This is a genomic window from Sphingosinicella terrae, from assembly GCF_003347635.1.
In the GTDB taxonomy this organism is placed as follows: domain Bacteria; phylum Pseudomonadota; class Alphaproteobacteria; order Sphingomonadales; family Sphingomonadaceae; genus Allosphingosinicella; species Allosphingosinicella terrae.
Genome location: NZ_QDFY01000008.1, coordinates 1 through 25026 on the forward strand (window position 1 = coordinate 1; position 25026 = coordinate 25026).

At 69.7% G+C, this 25026-nt stretch carries 21 protein-coding genes and 1 tRNA gene; 15 read left to right on the top strand and 7 right to left on the bottom strand.

Annotated elements, in window-relative coordinates:
• Window positions 1-333: 333 nt before the first annotated feature.
• On the bottom strand, window positions 334-1008 hold the full coding sequence (locus DDE10_RS15570) for a uracil-DNA glycosylase (protein ID WP_114953715.1): 675 nt from the start codon (window positions 1006-1008) through the stop codon (window positions 334-336).
• Between the two features lie 91 nt (window positions 1009-1099).
• On the opposite strand from DDE10_RS15570, the gene folK reads away from it, so the two are divergent.
• From folK to DDE10_RS15585, 3 genes are all read left to right on the top strand, one after another.
• The gene (gene folK / locus DDE10_RS15575; protein WP_114953716.1) at window positions 1100-1606 is read left to right on the top strand and encodes a 2-amino-4-hydroxy-6-hydroxymethyldihydropteridine diphosphokinase; all 507 of its coding nucleotides are present in this window, start codon (window positions 1100-1102) and stop codon (window positions 1604-1606) included.
• Between the two features lie 20 nt (window positions 1607-1626).
• Window positions 1627-1702 (top strand) — tRNA-Lys (locus DDE10_RS15580).
• A 138-nt stretch (window positions 1703-1840) separates the two neighbouring features.
• Complete coding sequence (locus DDE10_RS15585; RefSeq protein ID WP_162806656.1) at window positions 1841-2857, top strand: tetratricopeptide repeat protein; 1017 nt, start codon at window positions 1841-1843, stop codon at window positions 2855-2857.
• Between the two features lie 21 nt (window positions 2858-2878).
• On the opposite strand, the gene DDE10_RS15590 is transcribed toward DDE10_RS15585, so the two are convergent.
• Window positions 2879-3679 carry a CatB-related O-acetyltransferase gene (locus DDE10_RS15590; protein WP_114953718.1) on the bottom strand — a complete coding sequence of 267 codons (801 nt, stop codon included), beginning with the start codon at window positions 3677-3679 and terminating at the stop codon, window positions 2879-2881.
• Between the two features lie 257 nt (window positions 3680-3936).
• Here DDE10_RS15590 and DDE10_RS15595 point away from each other — a divergent pair, with 257 nt between their 5' ends.
• Complete coding sequence (locus DDE10_RS15595) at window positions 3937-4518, top strand: DUF4142 domain-containing protein (protein ID WP_114953719.1); 582 nt, start codon at window positions 3937-3939, stop codon at window positions 4516-4518.
• 119 nt (window positions 4519-4637) lie between these two features.
• Here DDE10_RS15595 and DDE10_RS15600 read toward each other — a convergent pair whose 3' ends face one another.
• Complete coding sequence (locus DDE10_RS15600; RefSeq protein WP_114953720.1) at window positions 4638-6422, bottom strand: adenylate/guanylate cyclase domain-containing protein; 1785 nt, start codon at window positions 6420-6422, stop codon at window positions 4638-4640.
• 194 nt (window positions 6423-6616) lie between these two features.
• Here DDE10_RS15600 and DDE10_RS15605 point away from each other — a divergent pair, with 194 nt between their 5' ends.
• Both DDE10_RS15605 and DDE10_RS15610 read left to right on the top strand, forming a co-directional pair.
• On the top strand, window positions 6617-7357 hold the full coding sequence (locus DDE10_RS15605) for a response regulator (RefSeq protein ID WP_114953721.1): 741 nt from the start codon (window positions 6617-6619) through the stop codon (window positions 7355-7357).
• 7 nt (window positions 7358-7364) lie between these two features.
• A complete protein-coding gene (locus DDE10_RS15610) occupies window positions 7365-8762 on the top strand; it encodes a sensor histidine kinase (protein ID WP_162806657.1) in 1398 nt (465 codons plus the stop codon).
• 247 nt (window positions 8763-9009) lie between these two features.
• Here DDE10_RS15610 and DDE10_RS15615 read toward each other — a convergent pair whose 3' ends face one another.
• The 3 genes from DDE10_RS15615 to DDE10_RS15625 all read right to left on the bottom strand — a co-directional run bounded on the left by DDE10_RS15615 (window position 9010) and on the right by DDE10_RS15625 (window position 12291).
• The gene (locus DDE10_RS15615) at window positions 9010-9186 is read right to left on the bottom strand and encodes a hypothetical protein (RefSeq protein ID WP_162806658.1); all 177 of its coding nucleotides are present in this window, start codon (window positions 9184-9186) and stop codon (window positions 9010-9012) included.
• A 235-nt stretch (window positions 9187-9421) separates the two neighbouring features.
• Window positions 9422-10015 carry an EF-hand domain-containing protein gene (locus DDE10_RS15620; protein ID WP_114953724.1) on the bottom strand — a complete coding sequence of 198 codons (594 nt, stop codon included), beginning with the start codon at window positions 10013-10015 and terminating at the stop codon, window positions 9422-9424.
• Window positions 10016-10149: 134 nt separating this feature from the next.
• Window positions 10150-12291 (bottom strand): TonB-dependent receptor, encoded by a 2142-nt coding sequence (locus tag DDE10_RS15625; RefSeq protein WP_114953725.1) that lies wholly within the window; start codon window positions 12289-12291, stop codon window positions 10150-10152.
• A gap of 283 nt (window positions 12292-12574) precedes the next feature.
• Here DDE10_RS15625 and bla point away from each other — a divergent pair, with 283 nt between their 5' ends.
• From bla to DDE10_RS15640, 3 genes are all read left to right on the top strand, one after another.
• Window positions 12575-13717 (top strand): class A beta-lactamase, encoded by a 1143-nt coding sequence (bla, locus tag DDE10_RS15630; RefSeq protein ID WP_284734698.1) that lies wholly within the window; start codon window positions 12575-12577, stop codon window positions 13715-13717.
• Between the two features lie 45 nt (window positions 13718-13762).
• Entirely contained in the window at window positions 13763-14347 is a 585-nt protein-coding gene (locus tag DDE10_RS15635; RefSeq protein ID WP_114953726.1) for a TetR/AcrR family transcriptional regulator, read from the top strand.
• Between the two features lie 135 nt (window positions 14348-14482).
• On the top strand, window positions 14483-16015 hold the full coding sequence (locus tag DDE10_RS15640; RefSeq protein WP_114953727.1) for an APC family permease: 1533 nt from the start codon (window positions 14483-14485) through the stop codon (window positions 16013-16015).
• Between the two features lie 18 nt (window positions 16016-16033).
• Here the strand turns inward: DDE10_RS15640 and DDE10_RS15645 are convergent, their stop codons facing one another.
• Window positions 16034-16792, bottom strand: a complete 759-nt coding sequence (locus tag DDE10_RS15645) for an AraC family transcriptional regulator (RefSeq protein WP_284734699.1) — start codon at window positions 16790-16792, stop codon at window positions 16034-16036.
• Window positions 16793-16997: 205 nt separating this feature from the next.
• On the opposite strand from DDE10_RS15645, the gene DDE10_RS15650 reads away from it, so the two are divergent.
• Genes DDE10_RS15650 through DDE10_RS15675 form a run of 6 tightly spaced genes read left to right on the top strand, consistent with a single transcriptional unit; the run spans window position 16998 to window position 24996 of the window.
• Window positions 16998-17954: an alpha/beta hydrolase fold domain-containing protein gene (locus DDE10_RS15650; protein WP_284734700.1), complete on the top strand. Its 957-nt coding sequence runs from the start codon at window positions 16998-17000 to the stop codon at window positions 17952-17954.
• Window positions 17951-18544 (top strand): FMN-binding negative transcriptional regulator, encoded by a 594-nt coding sequence (locus DDE10_RS15655; protein ID WP_162806659.1) that lies wholly within the window; start codon window positions 17951-17953, stop codon window positions 18542-18544. The genes DDE10_RS15650 and DDE10_RS15655 overlap by 4 nt, the downstream gene beginning before the upstream one ends.
• Window positions 18541-19992 carry an amidohydrolase family protein gene (locus tag DDE10_RS15660; RefSeq protein ID WP_284734701.1) on the top strand — a complete coding sequence of 484 codons (1452 nt, stop codon included), beginning with the start codon at window positions 18541-18543 and terminating at the stop codon, window positions 19990-19992. Before DDE10_RS15655 ends, DDE10_RS15660 begins: the two co-directional genes overlap by 4 nt.
• Window positions 19983-21245, top strand: coding sequence for an amidohydrolase family protein (locus DDE10_RS15665; protein ID WP_114953729.1), 1263 nt, complete (start codon window positions 19983-19985; stop codon window positions 21243-21245). The genes DDE10_RS15660 and DDE10_RS15665 overlap by 10 nt, the downstream gene beginning before the upstream one ends.
• On the top strand, window positions 21245-24556 hold the full coding sequence (locus tag DDE10_RS15670; protein ID WP_114953730.1) for an amidohydrolase family protein: 3312 nt from the start codon (window positions 21245-21247) through the stop codon (window positions 24554-24556). Before DDE10_RS15665 ends, DDE10_RS15670 begins: the two co-directional genes overlap by 1 nt.
• Window positions 24553-24996, top strand: coding sequence for a protein-tyrosine phosphatase family protein (locus tag DDE10_RS15675; protein WP_114953731.1), 444 nt, complete (start codon window positions 24553-24555; stop codon window positions 24994-24996). The genes DDE10_RS15670 and DDE10_RS15675 overlap by 4 nt, the downstream gene beginning before the upstream one ends.
• The last annotated feature ends 30 nt before the right edge of the window (window positions 24997-25026 follow it).

Here is a 25026-nt window from a genome sequence, read left to right on the forward strand (position 1 = left end):
GTAACCTCGCCCATGGACGCCTCCCTTCGATGGTCGTTCGACACCACCATCTTGGCACATAGATGCCATCGGGGGGCGTCCACCCCATCAATTTTAAGCGCGCCCGCCGCTCGCCGGGAGCGCCGAGGCTCGCTCCGCGGCCGTTATTCCTCTTCGATTGTCAAAGAGCCACGTTCGCCGTCCGGCCGAGGGCCAAGCCGAGCAGAGATATCCGGGGAATCGACGGCTGGAGCCGGCGCGGCGCCTGGGCCTTCGGGCTGCCGGACGCTGGGCGAGGACGGACGCTGCGCCTGGTTCAGCCAAGTTTCATTGGAACATACATAGAACGGAATGTCAAGCTTCCGTTCGATCGAGCTCCCCCCTCACCGCGAGCGCTCGCGCGAACACCGCCTCGAACATCTCGGCGGTGAGGCGGCCGGTATTCTGGTTGTAGCGCGAGCAGTGATAGCTATCGATGAGGATGCGCCCGTCGGGCAGCCGGTGCTCGGCGAGATGGCCGAACTTGTACGCGGCTTGGCGGCCGCCGGCGGTCCGGACCGCCGAAACATGGGCGATCTGGCCGAGCGCGATCAGGATGCGAATGCCGGGCAAGGCCGCGAGCGAGGCTTCGTAATAGGGCCGGCAGGTGGCGATCTCCTCCGGCAGCGGCTTGTTCTGGGGCGGCAGGCACTTGACCGCGTTGAGGATGACCGCGCCGGTGAGCCTGAGGCCGTCGTCGATCCGCTCGGCATAGTCGCCCTCGGCGAGGCCGTAGCGGACGAGCGTCCGGTAGAGGAGGATTCCGGCATGGTCGCCGGTGAAGGGCCGGCCGGTGCGATTGGCGCCGAACATGCCGGGCGCCAGCCCGACGATGCCGAGCCAGGCACCGCGATCGCCGAAAGCGGGCACCGGTGCGTTCCACCAGTCGGGATGTTGCGCGCGCAGCTCGTGGCGCAGGCCGACGAGCCGCGGACAGAGCGGACAGTTGCGCGGAGCTTCCGCTTCGGGGACCGGACTGGCGAGGCGCATCGAAGGAGAGTGGCTTTCGTCTCGAAGGGACAGGCGGAGATGGGTCCGGCGAGCATTTCGCCGGGACGCAAAGCGGTCTAGGCGGGCGGCCATGGGGAAGACAAGCTACGCGATCGCGATCGGCTCGAACCGGCGCCACGGCCGCCACGGATCGCCCGCCGCGGTGGTCGCGGCGGCCGTGCAGGCGCTGGCGGCGCTCGGCACGGTCGATTCCCTATCCCCGATCCGATCCACTCCGGCGCTCGGCCCGGCCGGCCGCGGCTTCGCCAATGCCGCGGCGATCCTGACCAGCCGCCTCGCGCCCGACGCGCTGCTCGCGGCGCTGAAGCGCATCGAAGCGGAGTTCGGCCGCCGGCCGGGGCAGCGATGGGGGCCGCGGGTGATCGACCTCGACATCATCCTGTGGTCCGGCGGGCCCTGGGGCGGGCCGGGCCCGACCGTGCCGCATCCCGAATTCCGCAAGCGCGGCTTCGTCCTCGATCCGCTCGCCGACGTGGCGCCGGGCTGGCGCGATCCGCTCACCGGTCTGACCGTCCGCCAGCTCAGGCACCGGCTGAGGCGAGGCGTTCCGGTTGACCGGGCCGATCCTCGCTCCTAGGTGGTTTCGCTCCCTGGTGAGGGCCCATAGCTCAGTCGGTAGAGCAACTGACTTTTAATCAGTAGGTCGCAGGTTCGAATCCTGCTGGGCTCACCAAAAATCCTCGATCATGAAGCATGCCTGCGGCCGCTTTCGGTCGTGCCTTCCCTTCGCCCTGGCAATGACTAATCTCCGATGGCGCTTCGCCGGTCAGGTGCCGGCAGGCGGCGGGGAGTCCGGCAGGGGGGAACGCCAATGAACATTCTCATGCTCTTCATCGCGGCCGTGGCGGCGGCGCCGGCGATGCAGGACGACTGGGCCGTCTGCGCCGCCGAGGAGGGAACGGTGCCGCACGAGCAGGTTGTCGCCGCCTGCAACGCCCTGCTCGAGCTGGACGGTCTCGAGCCCGCCCAGCGCGCCACGCCTTATTTCTATCGCGGCCGCGTCCGCCTGCTCCAGGCCGACTATCGGGGCGCCGTTGCCGATTATGACGAGGTGGTGCGGCTGATCCCGGAGGAGGGGAACGCCTGGTTCAACCGCGGATCCGCTCATGGCGGCCTCGGCGACTGGTCGCGCGCGATCGCCGATTTCGACCGGGCGATCGCGATCGAGCCCGGCCGCGCGGACTATCATCTGGAGCGCGGCCACGCGCATATCCAGTCGGAGCAGTGGGACCGGGCGATTACCGATCTCGACTCCGCGCTCTCCATCGATCCGCAGCTGGCGGCGGCTTATGCCAATCGCGGCTTCGCGCGGCACCGGCTCGACCAGCTCGACGACGCCCTGGCCGATTACGAACAGGCGGTGGCGCTCGATCCGAACGACGGCACCAGCTACCTCAATCGCGGCAGCATCCGACTGGGCATGGCGGATTATGCGGCGGCGGCGGAGGATTTCGGCCGCGCCGCCACGCTCGACCCACGCGACGCCGACGCCCTGGACGGCCGTGCCGCCGCTTATCTCGGGCTCCGCGACACCGAGCGCGCCCGCGCCGACGTCGAGCGCGCGATCGCTGCCGATCCGACCTTCTCCGACGCCTTCTTCCACCGGGGACTGATCCGGCTGGGCGAGGAGGACTGGAACGGCGCCCTCGCCGATTTCGATGCGGCGCTGGCGCTCCAGCCGGAGCTGGCGGCCTATCGCTACGCGCGGGCGGTGGCGACGGTCCGGCTGGGGCGGGAAGCGGAGGGTCGGAGCGCGATCGCGCAGGCGCTCGCCGACGATCCACGGGCGGCCGAGCCCTTCGAGACGTTCGGGATCCCTCGCCCCTGAGCTTCCGCGACGAGGCTAGGGTCAGGCGGCCAGCAGGCGCTGGGCATCGGCATCGTAGCGCCAGCGGCTGAGCTCGCCTTGCGCATCGATGCGGACGATCGGGGTCTCGTAGGGCTGAGCCCGGCCCGAGACGATATTGCGTTCGATCGTCTTCAGCGCCTGATGGATATCGGTGAAATCGACATCGTGAAGGGCGCTGAGACCGTATGTCCACCATGACAGCCGAAGCAGGTCGTCGACGACGGGCGCCTCGAAGCGGTAGCGGATGATCCGGGCGGGCGTGCCGCCGACGATGGCATAAGGCGGCACATCCCCGGTGACGACGGAGCGGGATGCGACGATCGCGCCATCGCCGATCGAAACGCCCCGTCGGATGAAGGCCCCCTCCCCGATCCACACGTCATTCCCGATCCGGATGCGGTCGAAGCGGCGGCCGAGATAGTCCGCGGTCGCCCGGGCGGATTTCTCGGTCATCTCGGGATTGGCGGCCCGGAAGGCCTCGAGTTGCGGCCATTGGAAGGAGCGGGCGAATATCGGGCTGGGCGACAGGAAATCGGTAGGGTGTTCGACCTGGCCCGCAACGACATTGCTGGCGATGGCGCAAAATCGGCCGATCATCCAGACGTGGCGCAGCAAGGTCTCGCGACCGCCCAGATAGGTGAAGCCGCCGATGAACTCGACATCATAGATACCGCGACGGACGTTGAGCGGCGGCTCGAGATGGATCTCGGCGGGATGCTCGAAGCCGAAGGTCGCCCCTTCGTCTATCTCGACCCCGATCGCGTCGAGCCACGTCCCAGACCCTGGCGTGATGTTCCTCATTCGAGCTCCGACAAATGGTTCGCGACGTCTCACGTTTATTATAGGAGGCTCGGCGGCGGGGCGAGCGAAGCTGCCGGCCGCGGGCTAGCGAACAGCCGCCGCCGATTCCGGGATGGTCAATCGGCCGGCAGGCGCAACATTCTTGCCAACATAGGTAAACCTGCAGCCTGCCTTTCACGGCGGTGCCTTCGACCTCCGGAACCGCCTCATGCCAGCGGCGTATTGGCGAGGGGGCGGGGGCGAACAGGGAGACCATCATGAAAGCACTCGTCCTGGCCATCGGCGCGGCCGCATTGTCCGCCGCCTGCGCCACCAATGCCGACGACGCGCCGCCCGCGAGCACGGCGGACGCCATGTCGCCGACCAGCGCGCCCGGCTATCTGCGCATGGCGGCAAGCTCGGACATGTTCGAAATCGAATCGAGCCGGCTGGCGCTCCAGCAGTCCCAGAATCCGGCCGTGCGCCAGTTCGCGCAGATGATGATCAACGATCATACCCGTACCACCAACGAGGCGACCGCCATCGCCCGGCAGCAGGGCATGAACCCGCCGCCGCCGATGATGGCGCCGCACCACCAGCAGATGCTCGACGAGCTGCGCGCGGCCGGCCCGGCCAATTTCGACAGCGCCTACAAGCGTGCCCAGATCGCCGCTCACCAGGAAGCGCTCAACCTGCACCAGGGCTTTGCCTCGGGCGGCGACAACGAGGCGCTGCGCGGATTCGCCCAGCGCACCGTTCCGGCCATCCAGATGCACTACCAGCACGCCCAGAGCCTGCCGGAATCGATGGCGGCGCCGGCGCCGGCGCCGAGCCCGTCCACGGCAGGCGAACGCGGCTAGCGGTTGAGATCAGTTCGACGCCAGCTTGGACGGATGGTTCGAACCCTCCGTCACCGAACGCCCCCACCCTGCCCTCCCCCTCACGGGGGAGGGCCAAGGATTCAGGGCAAGTCGGCGCGTCACCCGCCTTTCGTCAGGCGGTACATCGGATAGTCGCCGTAATTCTTGGCGAGCGGGATGCGGCCGACATAGCGGCAGGTGAAGCCGCGGCCGGCTTCCAAAGCGAGGATCGCGGCGAACGGCTCGGTGACGAAGACGGCGCCGGGCGGCGTCACCGGCTCGATCCGCGCCGTCTTGGAGACCTCGGTACCGTAAAAGGTGGTGCGGCCGGTGATCGGATCGGTGGTGCGGAAGGCAGGCCCGTAATGCACGCCGATCCGCATGCCGCCTCCGCCCGGATCGAGGCCGAGGCGGGTATAATCGATCGCGGCGAGCCGCTCCTGTAGCTGGAGCGCGATCCGGGCGGCGGCGGCGGCATTGTCCGTGACCGCATAGAGCGCATCGCCCCAGCTGTTGCGGCATTCGACCCGATCGGCATGGGCGTCGAGCACATCGGCGATCTCGCGCATGACGCCATCGCAAAAGGCGGGCAGCGCCGCTTCCTTCAAGGTCGAGAAGCCGACGAAATCGGTGAACAGGATGGCGGCGAGCGTGCGCTCGAAAGCCCCGCCCGTCGTCGCCGTGCCCGTTCCAGCAGCAGGCCGATCGAGACGGCGCTCGACGAGCCCGGGGTCGATGACGATCGTGCGACCGCCCTGCTCGCGCCAGGCGGCAATGTCGGCGCCGGTGCCGGCGGGGCCGTCGGAGGCGATCCCGTCCCAGACGGCGATCTGGACGGCTTCGCCCCCGAGATGCTCGGCGCGAAGCCTGGCCATGCCCATCGCCATCCGGCTGCCATAGCCATATTGAGCCGGGTCTCCGAAAAATTCGACGGCGCTGGCGATGGTGACGCTGGCGGCGCGGACGACGCAGGCATTGTATCGGCCGATCCAGCCCTCGCCCCCCGGGCGGACCGACTGCTCGAGGAAATCGAGCTCGGCGAAGGGCAGGACGACATGGAGCTCAGCACCGCGGGCGAGCGCCGCCTCGGCGATGACGATGTCGGCGCCGCAGGCGAGCGCGCCATAGGCAAAGCCGACCGTCTCGGCCTCGAGCGCGATGTCGACGGCCTCGCGCAGCCGTGCCTCCGCCGCCGCGTCGGCCGCGAACATGTGGCCGGCGAAGTGCGCCACCCTCGGCGGCACCAGCGGCTTGAGCAACTCGGTGCGCGACGCGTCGTCGAGACCACGATGCCGTGCGACCATCGCGAGCTGGCGGGCCGTGGTCGAGCGGGCTCCATGATCGACGCTGTCGCGGATCGCCGACATCCGGAGCGCCTCGGTGACTTCGGCGAGTCGCCCGAGCACGAGCAGCGCCTCGGCCCGGGTGGCGGCGGCATAATAATCCCTGGACGCCGCGACCTCGGGGTCCGCGAGCAGCGCTTCGGCAAGACCGCGCGCCTGCGCCTCCTCCCCCGCAAGCAGAGCAAGGGTGGCGGCGTTGATCCCGGGAAAGGCATCCCGGCTGGCGGCGAATATCGAGTGATAGGCTTCGAAGGCCGCCTTCAGCGCGGCCTGCCGTTCCGCCCCCGGCGCGAGGGCGAGTGCGCGGTCCTTGAGCAGCCGCGCGCCGACGGCTCGCTCGTGGGGGTCGGTGGAGGATTCGAGCCCATAAGCGGCGAAGCGCTCCATGGCGCGGTCGGCGTCGCCCATTCGGGCCAGAGCGAGCACCTGCTGGTGCCGTATCTCGCTCGACGGATCGCCCCCCGCGATCGCCGAGACGGTGACGTCATAGGCGGCGATCAAGTCGCCGCGGGCGAGCGCGGACCTGGCGAGCGAGGCGGCCTTGCGGGGATCGAAACTCATGACGGGTCCGTTATGCGCGCCGGCTCCGACGGAGACAATTGGCGACAAAGTGAGACACACTGAGGCTGGAAAGGTTCGGCCAGGGGGTTAGTGAAGCGAAAGTCGGACGACGGCGCATTCGCCGGACGCCCCCTTCCGGCCCGTCGCCGGTGGAGTGTCGAGAAGGCGCACAGAACGAGCGTCAGGAAGAAGAGATGGCACCCAAGACAAACGGACAGAATGACGAGCCGCACGTCCTTCTCGTCGACGACGAGCGCGACATTCGCGATCCCCTGGCCGCCTATCTGTCGCGCAACGGCGTGCGGGTATCCAAGGCGGCCAATGCCGCCGAAGCCCGCCAGACCCTCGCCGCTTATGCGATCGATCTCGTCCTGCTCGACATCATGATGCCGGGCGAGGACGGGCTACAGCTCACCGGCTATATCCGGGCGACGAGCACGATCCCGGTCATCCTGCTCACCGCCAAGGCCGAGGAGACAGACCGGATCGTCGGCCTCGAGATCGGCGCCGACGATTATGTCACCAAGCCGTTCAGTCCTCGCGAGCTGCTCGCCCGGATCAAGGCGGTGCTGCGGCGCGCCGGCGATTCGGGGGGCCGTGTCCAGGCGGAGGACAGCGAATCCTACGCCTTCGGACCTTGGGTCCTGAAATCGGGCGAACGCGAGCTGGTCGACCAGGACGGCGTCGCGATCCCGCTGTCATCGGGCGAATATAGCCTGCTCCACGCGCTAGTGACGCGGCCGCGGCGGGTGCTGAGCCGGGACCAGCTGCTCGACCTCACGCAAGGGCGCGAGCTGGCGGCGTTCGAGCGCAGCATCGACAATCATATCAGCCGGCTGAGGAAGAAGATCGAGGAGAATGCGTCCGATCCCAAGCTGATCAAGACCGTCTGGGGCGGCGGCTACATGTTCGCCGCCGAGGTCCGGAAGCTTTGAGCGTGCCGTGCTGAGGCCTTTGCTGCCGAGGAGCCTGATCGGCCAGATCGCCCTGGTCATGGCGATCGCCCTGCTCATTGCGCAGGCGATCAACTTCACGCTGGTGCTGAGCGAGCGCCAGCGGGTCAACCGCGCCCAGATCGAAGGCCCCGCCATCGCCCGCTTCGTCCTGCTCGTGCAGCGGCTGGCGCCGCTGTCCCCGGACGATCGCGACGAGATGCTGCCGGAACGGCGGCACCGGCGCGGGCTGCTCTCGATCGATGCGGCCAGCCTGGTCGCCCCCGAAGCGGCCGATCCCCAGCTCGTCGAAAGGCTTCGCGAGGCGGCGCAGGCGCAGGGCCTGGCGCTGCGCGAGGTGCGGGCGACGTTCAGCGACGACCTTCCCGTTCCGCCCGAATTGCGCCGCATCGAAGGGGCGAACGATCTGGCGCGGCTGGAACGGCGGATGCGGCGGTGGCGAGCGCTCATCCTGTCTGCCCAGCTCGAGGACGGCAGCTGGGTCAATTCGCGGGTGATGGCACGCCGGCCCGATCCCTGGATCATGGTCCGGCCACTGGTCGCCACCTTGCTCACCTATCTCCTCATCCTGGCGGCGATGGTCTGGGTGGCCGCCCGCATCGCGCGGCCGCTGCGCGACCTCACCCGCGCCGCCGAGCGCTTCCAGGGTCGCGGCGAGGTGCCGCGGGTGGAGCCGAGCGGCCCGGCCGACCTCGCCCGCGCGATCAACGCCTTCAACGCGATGGGCGAGCGGGTGAGCGCGATGCTCGACGAGAAGGATCGGATGCTCGGCGCCATCGGCCACGATTTGCGGACGCCGCTCGCCTCGCTGCGGATACGCGCGGAGAGCGTCGAGCCCGAAGAGGAAGGCGAGCGCATGATCGCGACGATCGAGGAGATGGCGTCGATGCTCGACGACACGCTGGCGCTCGCCCGCTCGGGAAGAGCGGTCGAGCCGCTGCGGGCGGTCGATCTCGGGGCGCTCGCCGATGCCGTGGTCGAGGAGTTCCATTCGCTCGGCCGCAAGGTCGAGATGGAGGCCGGCGAGCGGCTGACCGCCAAGGTGCAGCCCAACCTGCTGAGGCGCGCCATCCGCAACCTGATCGAGAATGCGGTCAAATATGCCGGCTCGGCCGTAGTGGCGGTGCGCGCCGTCGCCGACGGCGTCGCCATCGTGGTGTCCGATCGGGGACCGGGCATCGAGCCGGGCGAGTTGGCCCGGGTGCAGGAGGCCTTCTATCGGATCGAGCCGTCGCGAAGCCGGGAGACCGGCGGCACCGGACTCGGACTCACGCTCGCCCGGGCGGCCGCGCAGGCGCATGGCGGAAGCCTGGAGCTGGAGAATCGCGAAGGCGGCGGCCTGACTGCGCGGATCGTGCTGCCGAGGGAGCCCGGCGCGCAGAGTTGACTGAGGAGAGGCGCCACCGATCGTGCCTCGGACCCTCCGCGCTGAAGAAACCCCTCAACGGCACTTCGTCCGGTCATGTTGGGCCGCCCTGCCCCGGGCGACCCGAGCATGATCCTGCGGAGCCTGACGGCGGGGAAAATCGGGAGCGCGGGTTCGTCTAGTCCGTACGTGATCTGATGGCATCAAATCATCCGGTCTAGGAGCTTGATATGTCGCGATTTCGGAGACGTCGGATGATCCCATCCGACTAGAAATCGCTCTGATCCGCATCCTCGCGCGGGGGAAAGGTCTTCACCTTGCGCTTGCCGCACCACAATTCGAGCGGCTGGCGGCCGCAATGGCGCTCGGCGGCGCGGACCGCCTCGACATCGTCCGGCGCCTCGATCTCCTCGAAGCCGACGAAGCGGCCTTCAGGCCGGTTCATCAGGTAAAGCCGGTAATAGACCACTTTCCCCCCTGTCGGAATCGCCCCAGCCTCCTGTGCCACGGAATCCGGCGGCACGGCTTGATCCGCATCAACCTCGACCGAAAAGTTTCCGACAAACAGGGCCTTACGGCCGCCGCGCGACGGCCATGCGGGTCCGCCAGGCCGCCCCGCCACGCCCACGAAAAAGGGCGGCCGCCAGGCCGCCCTTCCCGTTCTGACGACGTGGAAGTCGTCAGCCGTTGTCGCCGCCGCGGCGCTCGCGCCGCTGCTCGCGCATCTGCTCGCGGCCCTGCCGGCGCTCGGCGGCGGTGAGGGTACCGTCGCGATTGGCGTCGAGCCGATCGAAGCGGGCCAGCGCGCGCTCGCGCATCTGCTCCAATGTGACGAAGCCCTGCTCGCCGAACATCCGGCCGCCGTGCATGGCATGCATGCCGCGGCCGCGGCCGCGGCGGAAGCCTCGGCGTTCCCCGCGCTCGCCGCGCTCCGCCCGTCGCTCCGACCGCTGCTCCGCGCGCTGGGCGCGGGCTTGGTCGAACTCGGCGCGGGTGACGCTGCCGTCGCGATCGAGATCGAGCCGGTCGAAGGCACGGCCGGCCCGTTCGGCCCGTCGCTGCTCCCCGGCCTGCTGCGCCTCCTCGCGGGTGGCGCGGCCGTCACGGTTGGTGTCGAGACGCGCGAAACGCTGGTCGGCGCGTTCGATAACCTGCTGACGCGTAACGTCGGCATTGCGGTCGGCGCGCGGTGCGCCGGCCGGCTGCGCGACGGCGGCCGCTCCGGCGGCGATCGCCAGCGCGGCGCCGGCAGAAAAGACGAGCTTCTTGTTCATGTGGATGTCCCTTCGGGTGAAACCTTCGATGGTGCCGATATGAAGGGACGTTGTCGCGTGCGTTTGTCGGCGCGCCGGGAATTTTGTCGCAGGATGTCGCGAAGCGGCCGCGCCCGGATCGGGCGCGGCCGGCTTCAGAAGCTGATTCGAGCGCTCAAGCGGATGTCGCGGCCGGCCAAAGGCGCGAAATCCTTGGTGAAGGAGGCGTGTCGTCGGGCCTCGACGTCGAAGATGTTGTTCGCGGCGAGGATCAGGCTGGTCGGATTGCGCCGGCCCCAGGGTCGCCAGGTGACCGACGCGTTGACGAATGTGAAGCCCTCGCTCGGGGTCTCGAATTCGGCGACGCGGTCCTGCTCGAAGACGTGCTCGACCTCGACGCGGCCGTCAAACGCCTCCGATTCCGCCTCGACGCCGCCGAGCAGGCGTAGCGGCGGGATGCGCGGGACCGGGCCGCCTCCGTTCCGGATCGTCGCCTCGACATAGTCGGCGACACCGTCGACACTGAGCCGCCAGCGGCCGACATAGCCGAGCGGCGCCGAGGCACCGAACTCGACACCCCAATAGGTGGCGTCGCTCTGGAAATAGCGGAAGACCGGGAGACCGTCCTCTTCCTCGCCGGTCGCGGCCTGGAAGATGTAATCGTCGAAACGGTTGGCGAAGAGGGTGGCGTTGAGCTGGAAGCCGTGCGCCGTCGCCCGCGCATAGAGCTCGCCGCCCAGGCTGCGCTCCTTGTCGAGGGTGGGATCGCCGACCTCGAAGGCCTGGGTGGCGACATGGGGACCGAAGGAGAACAGCTCCTCGGCCGACGGCGCCCGTTCCGAGCGCGAGACGTTGGCGCCGATCCGAATGCGCGGCGCGACCTCGAACGAGGCCCCGCCGGCCAGCGACAATGCGTTGAAGCTACGCTCGACGCCGCGGATCGGCGCAGCGACCTGGCTATGCTCGAAGCGGATGGCGCCTTCGAACTCCAGCGGCCCGAGCTCGACCTCCTGCAGGGCGAAGAGTCCGATCTGGCTGGTGTCGTTGGGCGGCACGAACGCTTCCGCGCCGATCGCCTCGAAATCCCGCAGGAAGAACTGGCCGCCTATGACTCCGCGCCAGCCGCCCCGCTCCGCTTGGACGGCCTCGATACGGCCCTCGAGGCCCTGGGTACGAAACACTGTGCCGACTTCGGCACCCTCGAATTCAATATGCTCGTAATCGGCCGCGGCAAGCCGGACGCGAATGCGATCGAGGAAGCCGCCGCCGGTCTCGACCTCGGCGCGCAGGTCGCCGCGATACTGGCGCAGGTCGAGCGTGACCGGCCCCTCCTCGGCTTCCTCCTCCTCTCCTTCCTCTCCCTCCTCGTGGGCATGGTGAGCGCCGGGGCGTGTCGGAACGCCGTAGCGGCTATCATAGACGGAGAAGGAGAAACCGAGATTGCCGCCGTCGCGGATCAAAGCGAGCCCGGCTCCGGCCGTCCAGGTCCGGGTGGCGCTGTTCGGCAGGCGGCCGCGGAGATTCGCGAATTCGCGCGCTTCCTCGGCTTCCTCGACATGGCCTTCCGCTTCCTCTTCGGCGGCCATCTCGAGGAGTTCGTCCCGCAGCAGCGGCGAGACGATGCGGCCGCCGACGCGCAGATCATCCGAATCGCGCCAGCTGCCGTCGACATGGAGGACGAGGCCGTCGCCGACGCCGAAATCGACGCCGCTGGCGACGCTGATCTCGTCGGCCGCGGTCGCGTAGCTGGCGAGCGCGTCGACATGAACCGGATCTTCCGGCACGCGGCGCGGAATGCGCCGGTCGAAGACGTTGACGGCGCCGCCGATCGCCTGGCTGCCGAAAAGGAGAACGGCCGGGCCGTGCAGGACCTCGATCCGGTCCGAGGTGATCGGATCGATGGTGACGGCGTGGTCCGCGGAGGTATTGGAGACGTCGATCGAGCCGATGCCGTCGACGAGCACGCGGACGCGCTCGCCCTGGAAGCCGCGCAGCACCGGCCGCGAGGCGCCGGGGCCGAAAGAGGTCGCGGAGACTCCCGGAAGCCGGGTCAGGGTCTCGCCGAGTTGAGGGCGCATCTCGCGTACCAGGTCGCTGCCGCTGAGCGTCGCGGTGCCGGCAAGAAGGTTGAGATCGCGAACGAAGGGCGCGGTAACGACGATCTCGGGGCCGAGATCCTCATGGACATGGTCCTGGACCGACGCGCCGTCGCTCCTCGGCGGCGCCGTCATCGCCTCCTGCGCCCAGGCGGGCGCGGCGGCGAGCGAGGTTACGGCAATCAGGCTGGCAAACTTCATCGACGGCTCCGGAAAGAGAAGGAATGCGAGACGACCCCCCTGCCGACCCGACGCGGCGGTAGCCTCAATGTTACAATATATCAACTCTCTTCATCCCGTCCCTGCCACGGATCGTCGGCTCGATGTCGACGAGATGAGGATAAGCGACGCGGACCGGAGTGGTTCCCGACTCGTTCCGCCGCATCATCGACACGGCCCGTCCCCGGCAAGCGCGGGTTAAGCTGACAGAAACGACGAGTCGGCTATGATGAAAACATTGGGGCAGAAGGTCTTAGGAGCAAGCGTGAGCGGGAAGTGGCAAATCGGCAGGACGGCGCAGATTCTGGCGCTGGTGCCGGCGCTGGCAGTGGCGGGCTATATCGCCCAGGCGCAGTCGTCCCAGCCACGCAAGAGCCAGACCAATGCACCGGCGCGCGAGGCGCCGCTCAGCCGCGCCGACACCGCCTTTCTCTCCGCCGACAGCGTCGCCCAGCGGATCCTGGATGCCCGTATCCGCCAGCTGGGCCAGAGCTTCGACGGCCATGTCGGCATTGCGGTCCGCGATGTCGCCACCGGCCGGACCTCGAGCTGGAACGGCGACCGATATTTCCCCCAGCAGAGCGTCAGCAAATTCTGGGTGGCGATCGCCGCGCTGCAGCGGGTCGACGCCGGCCAGCTCGACCTGTCGCAGCGCGTTACCCTCACCCGCAACGACCTCACCCTCTTCCACCAGCCGATCGCCACGCAGATCGGCACCGGCAGCTACACGACGACGATCGGCGAGCTGATGTTCCGCGCGATCACGCAGAGCGACAATACCTGCAACGACTTCGTGCTCCGCCGCGCCGGCGGCCCGGAGGCGGTGCGGGAAATGCTGACGCGCAACCAGCTCAATGGCGTCCGCTTCGGTCCGGGCGAAAGGCTGATGCAGAGCCAGATCGCCGGCTTGCAGTGGCAGCCGAGCTATTCGATCGGCCGCGCCTTCTACCAGGCACGCGCCGGCGTCTCCGCGGATCGCCGCCGGACGGCGTTCGAAGCCTATGTCGAGGATCCGATCGACGGCGCCACGCCCGAGGGCATCGTCGAGGGCCTCGCCCGGCTGCAACGCGGCGAGCTGCTGTCGCGCGCATCGACCGAGCGGCTGCTGTCGATCATGTCTCAGACCCGTACCGGCCGCCAGCGGCTGACCGGCGGTCTCGCCCCCGGCTGGCGGATCGCGCACAAGACCGGCACCGGCCAGGTGCTCGGCTCCACCCAGGCCGGCTATAACGACATCGGCATCATCACCGCGCCCGACGGCCGCCATTATGCCGTGGCCGTGATGATGGGACGCACGTCCGTCCCGATCGTCCAGCGCATGGAGTTCATGCAGGACGTGACCCGCGCGGTGATCGCCTTCCACGACAGCCGCGACGCCGCCAGCCGGGTGACGACCACGGCAAGGTAGCAGCCGCGCTCTGGACTCCCGCGGCGGCGGGCACGATCAAGGCGCATGGCCCGGCCGCAATCTCCCGATTACGACAAGCGCCGCGAGGCGATCCTCAAGGCGGCGGCGCGGCTCTATGCGCGCCGCGGCTTTCGCGGCGCGTCGGTCGCCGATCTCGCGGCCGCCTGCAGAGCGTCCAAATCGCTCGTCTATCATTATTTCCCGTCCAAGGAGGACATCCTCCACGAGGTCATGGCGGCGCATCTCGATGCGTTGGTCGCGGCGGCGGAGGAAACGACGCGTGCCGGCACCGCAGAGGCGAAACTGCGTGCCCTCACTCTCGCCTTCATGCGACTCTATGTCGATGCGCAGGACAGCCAGAAGGTGCTGCTGAACGAGCTCGACAATCTTCCCGCGGCGCCGCGCGCCGAGATCATCGGCAAGCAGCGACGGATCATCGCCACCGTCGAGGGCCTGCTCGCGGAAATCCGTCCTGAGAGCGGACCGCTCGCCCTGCCGATCACCATGCTGTTCTTCGGCATGATCAACTGGACCCACAACTGGTTCCGGCCCGAGGGGCGGGTCTCGGCCGACGCGCTCGCGGAAATGGCCGTAAACGTGATCCTCAAGGGCGTGAAAGGGGTCGGCTGAGGCGTCGCCGCCGGCGCGCTCGCCGTCCCGCCGCTCAGCCGGCCGAACATACCCGAACGCGACGGCCATTGACCCGTTCCGCGTCGCGGACGCGCTCCCCCTGCCCCACCATGCCCCCTTCGAGGAGGAGGCGGGATGGGCGGATTCAGGCAAGGGCTGCGCGCCCGCAAACCCATCGAGACGCTCACCGGCGAGGCGGGGCTCCACGCGCTTCGACGAACGCTGGGCCCCGTCCAGCTGGTCCTGCTCGGCGTCGGCTGCATCATCGGCGCCGGGATATTCGTCATGACCGGCACGGCAGCCGCGCATCATGCCGGACCCGCCGTCATCCTCTCGCTCGGCTTTGCCGGACTGGCCTGCACGCTCACCGGCCTGTGCTATGCCGAGCTCGCCTCCGCGCTGCCGGTGTCGGGCTCGTCCTACAGCTACAGCTACGCCGCGATGGGCGAAGGCGTCGCCTGGACGCTGGGTTGGCTCCTCATGCTCGAATACGGCCTCGCCGGATCGGCGCTCGCGGTCGGCCTGTCCGGCTATCTGTCGAGCCTGCTCGGCGATGCCGGAATCGTCGTGCCCGCCGCCATCAGCACGCCGCTCGTCGTCGCCGTGACCGACGGCGGCGGAGTCACCGGTTTCGCGTTGGGCCGCGGCCTCAACCTCGCCGCCGCCGTATCTTTGCTCTTGTTCGCATTCCTGCTTACCCGCGGAATCCGCCAATCGGCGCAGGTCAATGCGATCATGGTGGTGTTCAAGCTCACCGTCCTCGTCGCCTTCGTCCTGGTCGGCTGGAACTATGTCGATCCGGCCAATTGGCAGCCCTTCATTCCGCCGTCGGAGGGGCCGTTCGAATATGGAATGAGCGGGGTGCTGCGCGCAGCCTCGATCCTCTTCTTCGCCTATCTCGGATTCGAGACCATCTCGACCGCAGCGTTCGAATCGCGCGACCCGCAGCGCGACATGCCGATCGGGATCCTCGGGGCACTCGCCTTGTGCACGACCCTCTACATCCTGGTCGCCCTGGTCCTCACCGGCCTCGTTCCCTATCGCCAGCTCGGGGTTCCCGATCCGATCGCGCTGGCCGTCGACGCGATCGGGATTCCGGCCTTCACCCTGCTCATCAAGGCCGGCGCGATCGCCGGACTGGCCTCCGTGCTCCTCGTCAACACCTACGGGCACAGCCGGATCTGCTACGCCATGGCGCATGACGGGCTGCTGCCGCGCCTCTTCGCCGCGGTCGATCCGCGCTCGTGCACGCCGGCCATGGGGACGTGGACCGTCGCGGGCATTTCGGCCGTCGCGGCGATGCTGCTGCCGATCGGCCTCCTTGCCGATCTGGTCAGCATCGGCGTCGCCTGCGCCTTCTCGATCGTCGCGCTGAGCGTGATGTGGCTGCGGACGGAGCGGCCCGACCTTCCCCGCCGCTTTCGAGTCCCGCTCGGCGGCTTCACGGTCGGGCGGGTCTGGATCGGCTACGTTCCGGCCGCCGCGCTCCTCCTCTGTCTCGCTCTGGCCTTGCCGGTCGTCGCCGACATCGGGCTCAAGGCGGTCAACGGCCAGCCGCTCCCCGCCATCATCCTGCTCGCCTATCTGCTGGCCGGCCTGATCACCTATGTCGGCTACGGTGCCCGCCACTCGCGGCTGCGCACCGCCGCCGCGGAGGGCGCCGGCTGATCCTTCGCAGCGGGCGGATCAGTGAAGCTGGTACTGGCTCGGCGGAACCCCGAAGGCGCGGCGGAACATGGCGCTGAACGCGCTCGGGCTGTCATAGCCGACCTCGAACGCGACGACGGTGATCGACTGTCCGGAGGCCAGCATCGACAAGGCGTCCATCAGCCGCACCTGCTGGCGCCAGACGGCGAGCCCCATCCCGGTCTCATGCTTGAAGGCGCGGGTGAAGGTGCGCCGGCCCATCCCGGCCAGCCTGGCCCAGTCGTCGAGGTCACGGGGATCGGCCGGATTGGCGACGATCTCCCGACACACCCGGAGGAGCCGGCGGTCGGTCGGCATGTGGACGCCGTAAGGCGCATTGGGCATCGAATCGATCTCGTCGAGCAGCAGCCGGACGATCCGGCCTTCGCGGCCGACGAGATCATAATGTCTCTCGAAGGTGACCACCTCCAGGATCAGAGCCTTGAGGAAATCCGACACCTCGATGACGCGGCAGCGGTTCGGCTCGCGTCCCAGCCCCGGCTCCAGATAGAGAGTGCGGAGCGAGACCGGCCCCCGGCACGACACTTCGTGCGGGGTGTTGGCCGGCAGCCACACCGCCCGTTGCGGCGGCACGACGAAGCTCGTTTCCGGCGTGGTCACCGACATCACGCCCGACGAGGCATAGAGGATCTGCGTGCGATCATGCTGGTGCATGGCGTCGACGAAGCCCGCCGGATACTCGTCGTCCAGAGCGATGACCGGGCGTGCCGTCCCGAAAAAGTCCACGCTGTGCTTCAATGGCCCACCCTCGAAAGATTGGGATCGGTTCGTGAATTATGGCCAAAGCGAGCAAGGCTGCAAGCGGCGCAGGGCGCTGCGGCCCGCGCGCGTGAGCATTTGACCCGGCAGGCGCAGAGCCGGCCGGCCGGGCCGCCTATGAATCGGCCGTTCAGTCGGCGGTCGGCGGGAACCAGGGGGGAGCCATCCGGAAATGCAGGAAGCCGTGACTGACAGCTGCCCAGGCGAGATCGATCCCGAGATCCGCGCCTTCGTCAGCGCGCTCAACCGCGGCTATGCGGCGGTGCCGGGCTTCGGCTCGCTCCCCTTGCCGGAGCGGCGCGACGCGGCGGAGCGGATCCGCGCCCCCTGGAGCGCCGGCGGCCCCGCCATGGCCCGGACCATCGAAACCACCGTCGCCGGGCGCGCCGCCCGCATCCACCTGCCGGCCGAAGCGGAGGCGCTGCCCGTCCTGCTCTACCTGCACGGCGGCGGCTGGACGATGTTCAGCATCGACACGCACGACCGGCTGATGCGCGAATATGCCGCCCGTGCCGGAATCGCGGTGCTCGGCCTCGACTACAGCCTTTCCCCCGAAGCGAGATACCCGGTCGCACTCGGCGAGACGGTGAACGCGCTCGCCTGGATCGGCGAAGAGGGCGCGACGCATGGCCTGGATGGCGGCCGCATCGCCATCGGCGGCGATTCCGCGGGAGCGAACCTCGCCATGGCCGCCTGTCTGCGGCTGCGCGATTGCGGATCGGCCCTGCCGAAGGCGATGCTGCTCAACTACGGCGCGTTCGGCCCCGAGCATCTGCCCAGCTATCGACTCTATGGCGGACCGGATTACATGCTGACGGTGGAGGAGATGGACCGGTTCTGGACCGACTATGTCGCCGGGCCGGAGGATCTGGACGACCCGCTGGCGGCTCCCGCTCTTGCCGACCTCGCCGGCCTGCCCCCTGCCTTCATGGCAATCGCCGAGTGCGACATCCTGCTCGACGTCAATCGGCAAGTGGCCGAGCGCCTGGCGCGGGCCGGGGTGGAAGTCGACGCCCGTATCTATCCCGGCGCGACCCACAGCTTTCTCGAGGCGGTCTCGATCTCCCGCCTCGCCAACCGCGCGCTCGAAGAAGCGTCGCAATGGCTCCGGATCCAGCTGACGGCGGGCCCGAGGAGATGACCGATCCTTTCGCGCCGCGGACGACGTCCGACATCCTGCGACTGATCCGCGAGCATCCGCTCGCCTGGGTAGTGGCCGCCGACTTCCAGGCCGCGCCGCTCCCGCTCCTCGCCGAGACCGACGCCGAAGGCGGCATCGCCGCCTTGTTCGGCCATATGAGCCGCGCCAATCCCCTCCACGAGAGCCTGCGCCGCGATCCGCGCGCGCTGATCCTCTTCTCGGGCCCCGATGCCTATATTTCCCCCCGCTTCGTCTCGGATCCAAGCTGGGGTCCGACCTGGAACTATGCGGTCGTCAGCGTCGAGACAGAGGTCGAGCTGGTGCCCGAGGAGACGGGCGACGCCGTGGCGCGGCTGGCCCGGCATCTCGAGGGGGAGCAGCCGGACGCCTGGACGGTCGAGGCGCTCGGCCCGCGCTATCAGGACCTGATCGCCCGGATCATCGCCTTTCGCGCCCATGTCCGCCGCGTCTCGCCGAGGTTCAAGCTCGGCCAGGACGAGACGCTTCGAGTCTTCGGCGAAATCGTGCAGAAGCTCGGCGATGCGCCTGTCGCGGGGTGGATGCGGGGCCAGAGGGGGAGTTTGGAGTGACCGACAGGAAGGCGGCGGCGACGCACCGGCTGCGGAGGTGGACCGGGCGGTTCGCGGCTGCCGGATTGGCCGCGCTCGCGCCTCTGCCTGCCCCTGCCCAAGCCCCCGCGCTGGAGCCGCCGGCCAGCCGGTACCAGCCGCTGCCGCGACGCGATCTCCTCCTCACCGGCGCCACCATCCTCGACGGCGCGGGCGGCCGGCTGACCGGAGACATCCTCGTCCGCGACGGGCGGATCGCGGCGGTCGGCCCCCGCCTTCCCCGGCCGGAAGGCGTCGAAATCGTCGCCGCCGACGGGCGCTGGATCACACCCGGACTGATCGACATCCACACTCATTACGGGACCTACCTCCTGCCGCAAACGCGCGGCGAGGCCGAGGTCAGCGACGTCATCGAGAGCAGCGACCCCAATGTCGCCGACACCTGGATCGAGCATGCGGTGCGCCCGGCCGATCCCGCATTCTCCCATGCGCTGCGCAGCGGCGTGACGACGCTCCAGATCCTGCCGGGATCGGGCGCGCTGTTCGGCGGGCGCAGCGTCGTCGTCCATCCGGTCCCGGCGGTGACGCTGGCACAAATGCGGTTCCCCGGCGCGCCGCAGGGGCTGAAGATGGCCTGCGGCGGCAACCCGGCGAGCAGCTTCGGCGGGCGCGGCAGGGCTCCCAACAGCCGGCAAGGCGAGATCGCGCTCATCCGGCGGACGCTGATCGACGCCCAGCGCCTGGCCGGCCGGCGGGCGGCGCATCGCCGAAGCGACGGCGATCGCGGCCGGCAAGGACGTCGCGGCAGGCGGGACGGAGGCGGCCCGCCGGGCGGTCACGAGCGCGACCTGCGGCTGGAGACGCTGGCCGATGCGATCGAGGGCCGGCTTCCGGTCCACCTCCATTGCTACCGCGCCGAGGACATCGCGACCTGGATCGAGGTGCTCGGCGAGTTCGGGCTGCGGGTCGCGGCGGTGCACCATGCCACGGAAGCCTACAAGATCGCGCCGCTGCTCGCTGACGCCGGCGTCTGCGCCGCCGTCTGGCCGGATTGGTGGGGCTTCAAGCGCGAGGCCGAGGACGGAATCCGCGAGAATGCCGCCTTCGTCGATGCCGCCGGCGGCTGCGCGATCCTCCATTCCGACATACCGGTGCTCGGCAGCCTCCTCAACATCGAGGCCGCGAAGGCGGCCGCAGCCGGGCGGCGCGCCGGCCTCGACATTCCACCGGAGCGGGCGATACGCTGGATCACCTCCAACCCGGCGGGCACCCTTGGTCTCGGCGACCGCATCGGCCGCCTCGCGCCCGGCTTCAACGCGGACCTGGTCGTCTGGTCCGGCGATCCGTTCAGCATCTACAGCCGGGCCGATCTCGTGCTGATCGACGGCGCCGTCGCGCACGACCGTGCCAATCCCTCGCCGCGCAACGTCCCGGACTTCGAGCTTGGCCGGGAAGGCGCATGGCAATGAAAGGGCGCCTCGCCGCGCTGCTGCTTGCGTTCGGCGCCGCACCGGCGGCGGCGGAGAGCTGGGCGATCACCGGTGCCCGCGCCCATACGGCGACGAGCCAGGGGACGATCGAGGATGCGACCATCCTGATCCGCGACGGCACGATCGTCTCCGTCGCGTCCGGCGGCGCCGTTCCCGCCGGCACGCGCAGCCGTTCCGCCGGCGGACGGAACGTCACGCCCGCCCTCGCCGCCGCGGCGACTCAGATCGGCCTTTCCGACCTGGGCAGCGCGCCGGAGAGCGACGATCGGCGGATCCGGTCCGGCCCGCTGGGCGCCGCCTTCATCGTCGCCGATTCGGTCGATCCGGGCTCCCTCACCCTCGCCCTGGCTCGGGCCGACGGCGTCGGCCATGCCTTCGTCTTCCCGGGACCGCCCGCGCAAGGCGTCATATCGGGGTACGGCGCCTGGCTGTCGCTGGCCGATCCGGCCGCGCCGGTCGCACAGGAGCAGGCGGCGCTGGTCGCCGTCGCCGGCATCCTCGCGACGGACCTCGCCGGAGGCAGCCGCGGCGCCGTCTGGACGCAGTTGCGGATCGCCCTCGAAGAGGCGCGGCGACTGCGCGCCGGCGGCCGCTTCGACGGCAGCGCCGTCGAACGCGCCAATCATGAGGCGCTCCTTCCCCTGCTCGAGCGCCGCGTTCCGCTGGCGGTGATGGCGCAGCGCGAGGCAGACATCCGCGGGGCGGCGGCGTTCGCGCGCGAACAGGGCCTGCGCCTCGTCATCCTCGGCGGCGCCGAGGCCTGGCGCGCCGCGGACCTGCTCGCCGCGCAGCGCGTCGCGGTCGTGCTGGATCCGCTGGACGACCTTCCCACCAGCCTCGACACGATCGGCGCCCGCCCCGACAATGCCGCCCGCCTCGCCGCCGCCGGCGTCGAGATCGCCTTCTCGGTCTCCGCGCAGGGCGTCTGGCTCAGCTACAATGTCGGTCCCGGGCTGCGCACCGGCGCCGGCCTCGCCGTCGCGAACGGCCTTCCCCATGATCGCGCCCTTCGGGCGATCACGGCGGCGCCCGCGCGAATCTGGGGCATAGCCGGCGGCATCGGCGAACTCCGGCCGGGGGCGCCGGCCGACCTGGTCATCTGGGACGGCGACCCGCTGGAGCCCGCCAGCGCGCCCGTCTCGGTGATCCTCGCCGGTCGCGAGATCTCCCTCGTCACCCGCCAGACATTGCTGCGCGACCGCTACGCGCCGGCGACGCCGCGCACGCCCTGATGCGCCGCATTTGCCTCCTCGCTTTGGCCGGCCTGTCGACGCTGGCCGCCGCGCACGAGCCGCCCGCCGGCGGGCCCGCCGGCTCGTCCGCCGACGCAGCGCCGGCCCGCGCCCGGCCGGGACAGACCCTGCCGCTGGCGCCGGCCCGAACGATCGCCATCGACACGGACGAGGGCACCTGGCTGTCGCCCGACATCGCACCCGACGGCAAGACGATCGCGTTCGAGCTGCTCGGCGATATCTATCTCGTCGACGCCCGCCGCGGCGGCCGCGCCCGTCCGCTGACCCACGGCATGGCTTTCGATTCGCAGCCGGTCTTCTCGCCGGACGGTCGCACGCTGGCCTTCCTGAGCGACCGGTCCGGCGCCGACAATATCTGGCTCGCCGATCTGCGCAGCGGCCGTCTCCGGCAGGTCACCTTTCGCGACGACGACTTCATCTTCGTCTCGCCCGGCTGGAGCGGCGACGGGCGCAGCCTATTCGTGTCGCGCGCCCGCCCCGACATGGGCGCCTACGAATTGTGGCAAGTGGACGCGGGCACCGGCGAGATGAGCCTCCATCTGCCGATCCGGACCGGCGAGGGGCAGCCGCCGAGCGAATATTCGAGCGTCCTCGGCGCCGTCGCATCCCGCGACGGCCGCCACCTCTATTTCGCCCGGCATGTGGGACGGATCAATTCGGACCAGTTTCCCGAATGGACCATCGTGCGCCGCGATCTCGTCTCGAACGAGGAAGAGGTGATCGTCTCGGCGCCGCGCAGCCCGCGTCCCGATCTGGTGATCGGCACCGCCTTCCGGCCCGCAGTCTCGCCGGACGGGCGATTCCTGGTCTACGGCGCCCGCGATCGCGGTGCGACCGGGCTCAGGCTGCTCGACCTGGAGACCCGCGAAGACCGCTGGCTCGCTTTTCCCGTGCAGGCGGACGACCTCCAGGCCGGGCCGTGGCGCGATCTGCTGCCGCGCCACGCCTTCACGCCGGACGGACGGGCGCTGATCGCCAATATCGACGGCGGCATCGTCCGGATCGACATCGCAACCGGCGATCGCACGCCGATCCCCTTCCGAGCCCGGACGGACCTTCCGATCGGACCGTCCACGCGGCAGGCGATCCGCGAGGAAAGCGGACCGGTCCGCGTCCGGCTCGTCCAGGATCCGGTGGAGTCGCCCGACGGTCGCCGGCTCGCTTTCTCCGCGCTCGGCACCCTCTACGTGATGCCGCTCGACGGGTCGGCACCGCCGCGCGCGGTCGCGGCCGGCTTCCAGCCGCGCTGGTCCCCCGACGGCAGCCGCCTCGCCTTCGTCCGATGGACGGCGCGCGATGCCGGCCACGTCTGGACCGTCGGCAGCGACGGCAGCGATCCACGGCGGATCAGCGAGGCCGCCGGCTTCTATACTTCGCCGGTCTTCACGCCGGACGGGGGCAAGGTCCTGGCGCTGCGTTCGAGCCACGCCATGCGGATGCGCAGCTACATGGAATATGGCCCGCTGCGCCAGGCCGAGCTGGTCCGACTCCCCGCCGGCGGCGGGCCCGCCTCCGTGGTCGCGCGCGGGACGATGGGCGGGACGCTCCATTTCGCCGGCGATCCCAGCGAGGTCCTGGTTCGCTTCGGCGACGGCCTCAACGCCGTGCCCCTGGACGGATCGCCGCGCCGGCTGATCGTCAACGTCACCGGCCCCGGCTGGTATTTCGCCGAGGGGCGCGGCGCGTTCGACGATATCAGGGTCAGTCCGGACGGCCGCCATGCGCTGGTCCAGATTGTCCAGCAGGCGCATCTGATCGCCCTTCCCGAAGCCGGACGCACCGTCGATCTCGCCGATCCCGACCTGCCGCACCGGCGGCTGACCGCGGTCGGAGCCGATTTCCTCGGCTGGAGCGCCGACGGAAGCCATCTCGCCTGGGCGGTGGGATCGACCTACTTCCGCCAGCCGCTCGCGGCGCTGCCTCTGCCGGCGAGCGGCGCACGGCAGCCCGCGCCGGTCGATCTCGACCTGTCGGGGATCGAGATGGAAGTGGTCCTGCCGCGTGCCCTTCCGCGCGGTACCATCGTGCTGCGCGGCGGAACGGCGGTGACGATGCGCGGCGACGAGGTGGTGGCGGACGCCGACATCGTCGTCACGGGCGATCGAATCGCCGGGATCGGGCCGCGAGGGACGGTTCCGATCCCGCCCGGCGCAACGGTTCGCGACGTCTCGGGCAGCTGGATCATCCCCGGCCTGATCGAGACCCACGATCATCTCGCCGACATGCGCCGCAACCTGCTCGACTTCGAGAGCTGGGGGGCGCTCGCCAATCTCGCCTACGGCGTCACCACCGCCTTCGACCCGTCGACGCTCACCATCGACATGATCGCCTATGAGGATGCCATCGATGCGGGGCTGATGGTGGGCTCGCGCATCCGCTCCACCGGAACCGCGCTCTTCTCGTTCAACGCGTTCCGCTCCTACGAGGAGGTCGTGGCGGTGCTGCGCCGGTACCGCGACCATTACCGCCTCGGGAACATCAAGATGTACCGGACCGGCAATCGCCGGGTCCGGCAATGGATCGCGATGGCGGCGCGCGAGCTCGGGCTCCATCCCGCCGCCGAGGGCGCGCTGGCGATGAAGCTCGACCTCACCCAGATCATCGACGGCTATGCGGCCCACGAGCATGCGCTGCCCGCGGTGCCGCTGTACGAGGACGTCGTCGCGCTGATGGCAGGCAGCGGCGTCGGCTATTCGGCAACCCTGCAGATCGGCAATGGCGGCGCCGAGGCGCAGGATTATTTCATCGTCCGCGACCGGCCCGCCTCAGACCCGAAGCTGAACCGCTTCGTGCCCGATTTCATCGTCGACATGAAGATGCGGGTGCGCACCTTCCGCGAGCCGGGCGAGTATCGCTTTCCACGGGTGGCCGAGAGCGTCGCGCGGGTGCAGCGTGCCGGCGGGATCGTCGGCATGGGCTCGCACGGCGAGAATCCGGGCCTCGGCTACCATTGGGAGCTGCAGGCTCACGCCATGGGCGGCATGTCGCCGGCGGAGGTGCTCCGCGCGGCGACGATCGGCTCCGCGCAGGTGATCGGCCGCGACGCGGATCTGGGCAGCCTCGAGCCGGGCAAGCTGGCCGATCTCGTCATCCTCGATCGCAATCCGCTCGAGGACGTCGCCAACGCGCTCGCCATCCGCGCGGTGATGCTCGGGGGCCGGCTGCGCGACGGCGACACGATGGACGAGATCTGGCCGGAGGCGCGCCCCCTCCATCGGCGCTGGTATTGCGACACACGTCCTCCCGGCGCACCCGATCCCTGCGCCGCCCCTCAGGAAAGGTCCCGATGATGAGAAATGCCTTCGCCGCCCTGCTGATCGCCTGCGCGGCACCCGCCGGCGCGCAGACCGCGCCGGTCCAGTCGGCGCCGAGCCCCGCGCCCACGCGACTGATCGTCGAGATCTATCGGATCGCGCCGGGCCAGCACACCGCCTTCCTGGAGGCGATCGCCAGCTATGACGAGGCCAATCGCCGGGCCGGGCTGCCGCCGCGCCAGCTCTACGTCCACAGCGAAGGCGCCGATTGGGATTTCATGCTGATCCAGCCGGCCGAGACCCCGGAGAACAAGAGGGCCGCGCTCGACGCCGCCTGGCAGGAGCTCGGCCTGCCTTCGGGGGCCGATTTCTTCCTCCAGTTCCGCACCTACATCGCTGAGCATAGCGACACCTTCGTCCGCGGCCCCACCACCGCCGCCGACTTCCTCGCCACGCGGGCGCAGGCCAGGCGATAGGACCCGGTTCCTCCCCATGCGTCGCATGGG

What these genes read in the sequence shown, in the direction of transcription:
- DDE10_RS15590 (WP_114953718.1), bottom strand. Translation starts at nt 3,679, where the DNA reads ATGAGGAACATCACGCCAGGGTCTGGGACGTGGCTCGACGCGATCGGG.
- DDE10_RS15665 (WP_114953729.1), top strand. Translation starts at nt 19,983, where the DNA reads ATGGCAATGAAAGGGCGCCTCGCCGCGCTGCTGCTTGCGTTCGGCGCC.
- DDE10_RS15640 (WP_114953727.1), top strand. Translation starts at nt 14,483, where the DNA reads ATGGGCGGATTCAGGCAAGGGCTGCGCGCCCGCAAACCCATCGAGACG.
- DDE10_RS15600 (WP_114953720.1), bottom strand. Translation starts at nt 6,422, where the DNA reads ATGAGTTTCGATCCCCGCAAGGCCGCCTCGCTCGCCAGGTCCGCGCTC.
- DDE10_RS15625 (WP_114953725.1), bottom strand. Translation starts at nt 12,291, where the DNA reads ATGAAGTTTGCCAGCCTGATTGCCGTAACCTCGCTCGCCGCCGCGCCC.
- DDE10_RS15675 (WP_114953731.1), top strand. Translation starts at nt 24,553, where the DNA reads ATGATGAGAAATGCCTTCGCCGCCCTGCTGATCGCCTGCGCGGCACCC.
- DDE10_RS15585 (WP_162806656.1), top strand. Translation starts at nt 1,841, where the DNA reads ATGAACATTCTCATGCTCTTCATCGCGGCCGTGGCGGCGGCGCCGGCG.
- DDE10_RS15620 (WP_114953724.1), bottom strand. Translation starts at nt 10,015, where the DNA reads ATGAACAAGAAGCTCGTCTTTTCTGCCGGCGCCGCGCTGGCGATCGCC.
- DDE10_RS15605 (WP_114953721.1), top strand. Translation starts at nt 6,617, where the DNA reads ATGGCACCCAAGACAAACGGACAGAATGACGAGCCGCACGTCCTTCTC.
- DDE10_RS15615 (WP_162806658.1), bottom strand. Translation starts at nt 9,186, where the DNA reads ATGAACCGGCCTGAAGGCCGCTTCGTCGGCTTCGAGGAGATCGAGGCG.
- folK (WP_114953716.1), top strand. Translation starts at nt 1,100, where the DNA reads ATGGGGAAGACAAGCTACGCGATCGCGATCGGCTCGAACCGGCGCCAC.
- DDE10_RS15635 (WP_114953726.1), top strand. Translation starts at nt 13,763, where the DNA reads ATGGCCCGGCCGCAATCTCCCGATTACGACAAGCGCCGCGAGGCGATC.
- DDE10_RS15595 (WP_114953719.1), top strand. Translation starts at nt 3,937, where the DNA reads ATGAAAGCACTCGTCCTGGCCATCGGCGCGGCCGCATTGTCCGCCGCC.
- DDE10_RS15655 (WP_162806659.1), top strand. Translation starts at nt 17,951, where the DNA reads ATGACCGATCCTTTCGCGCCGCGGACGACGTCCGACATCCTGCGACTG.
- DDE10_RS15570 (WP_114953715.1), bottom strand. Translation starts at nt 1,008, where the DNA reads ATGCGCCTCGCCAGTCCGGTCCCCGAAGCGGAAGCTCCGCGCAACTGT.
- DDE10_RS15670 (WP_114953730.1), top strand. Translation starts at nt 21,245, where the DNA reads ATGCGCCGCATTTGCCTCCTCGCTTTGGCCGGCCTGTCGACGCTGGCC.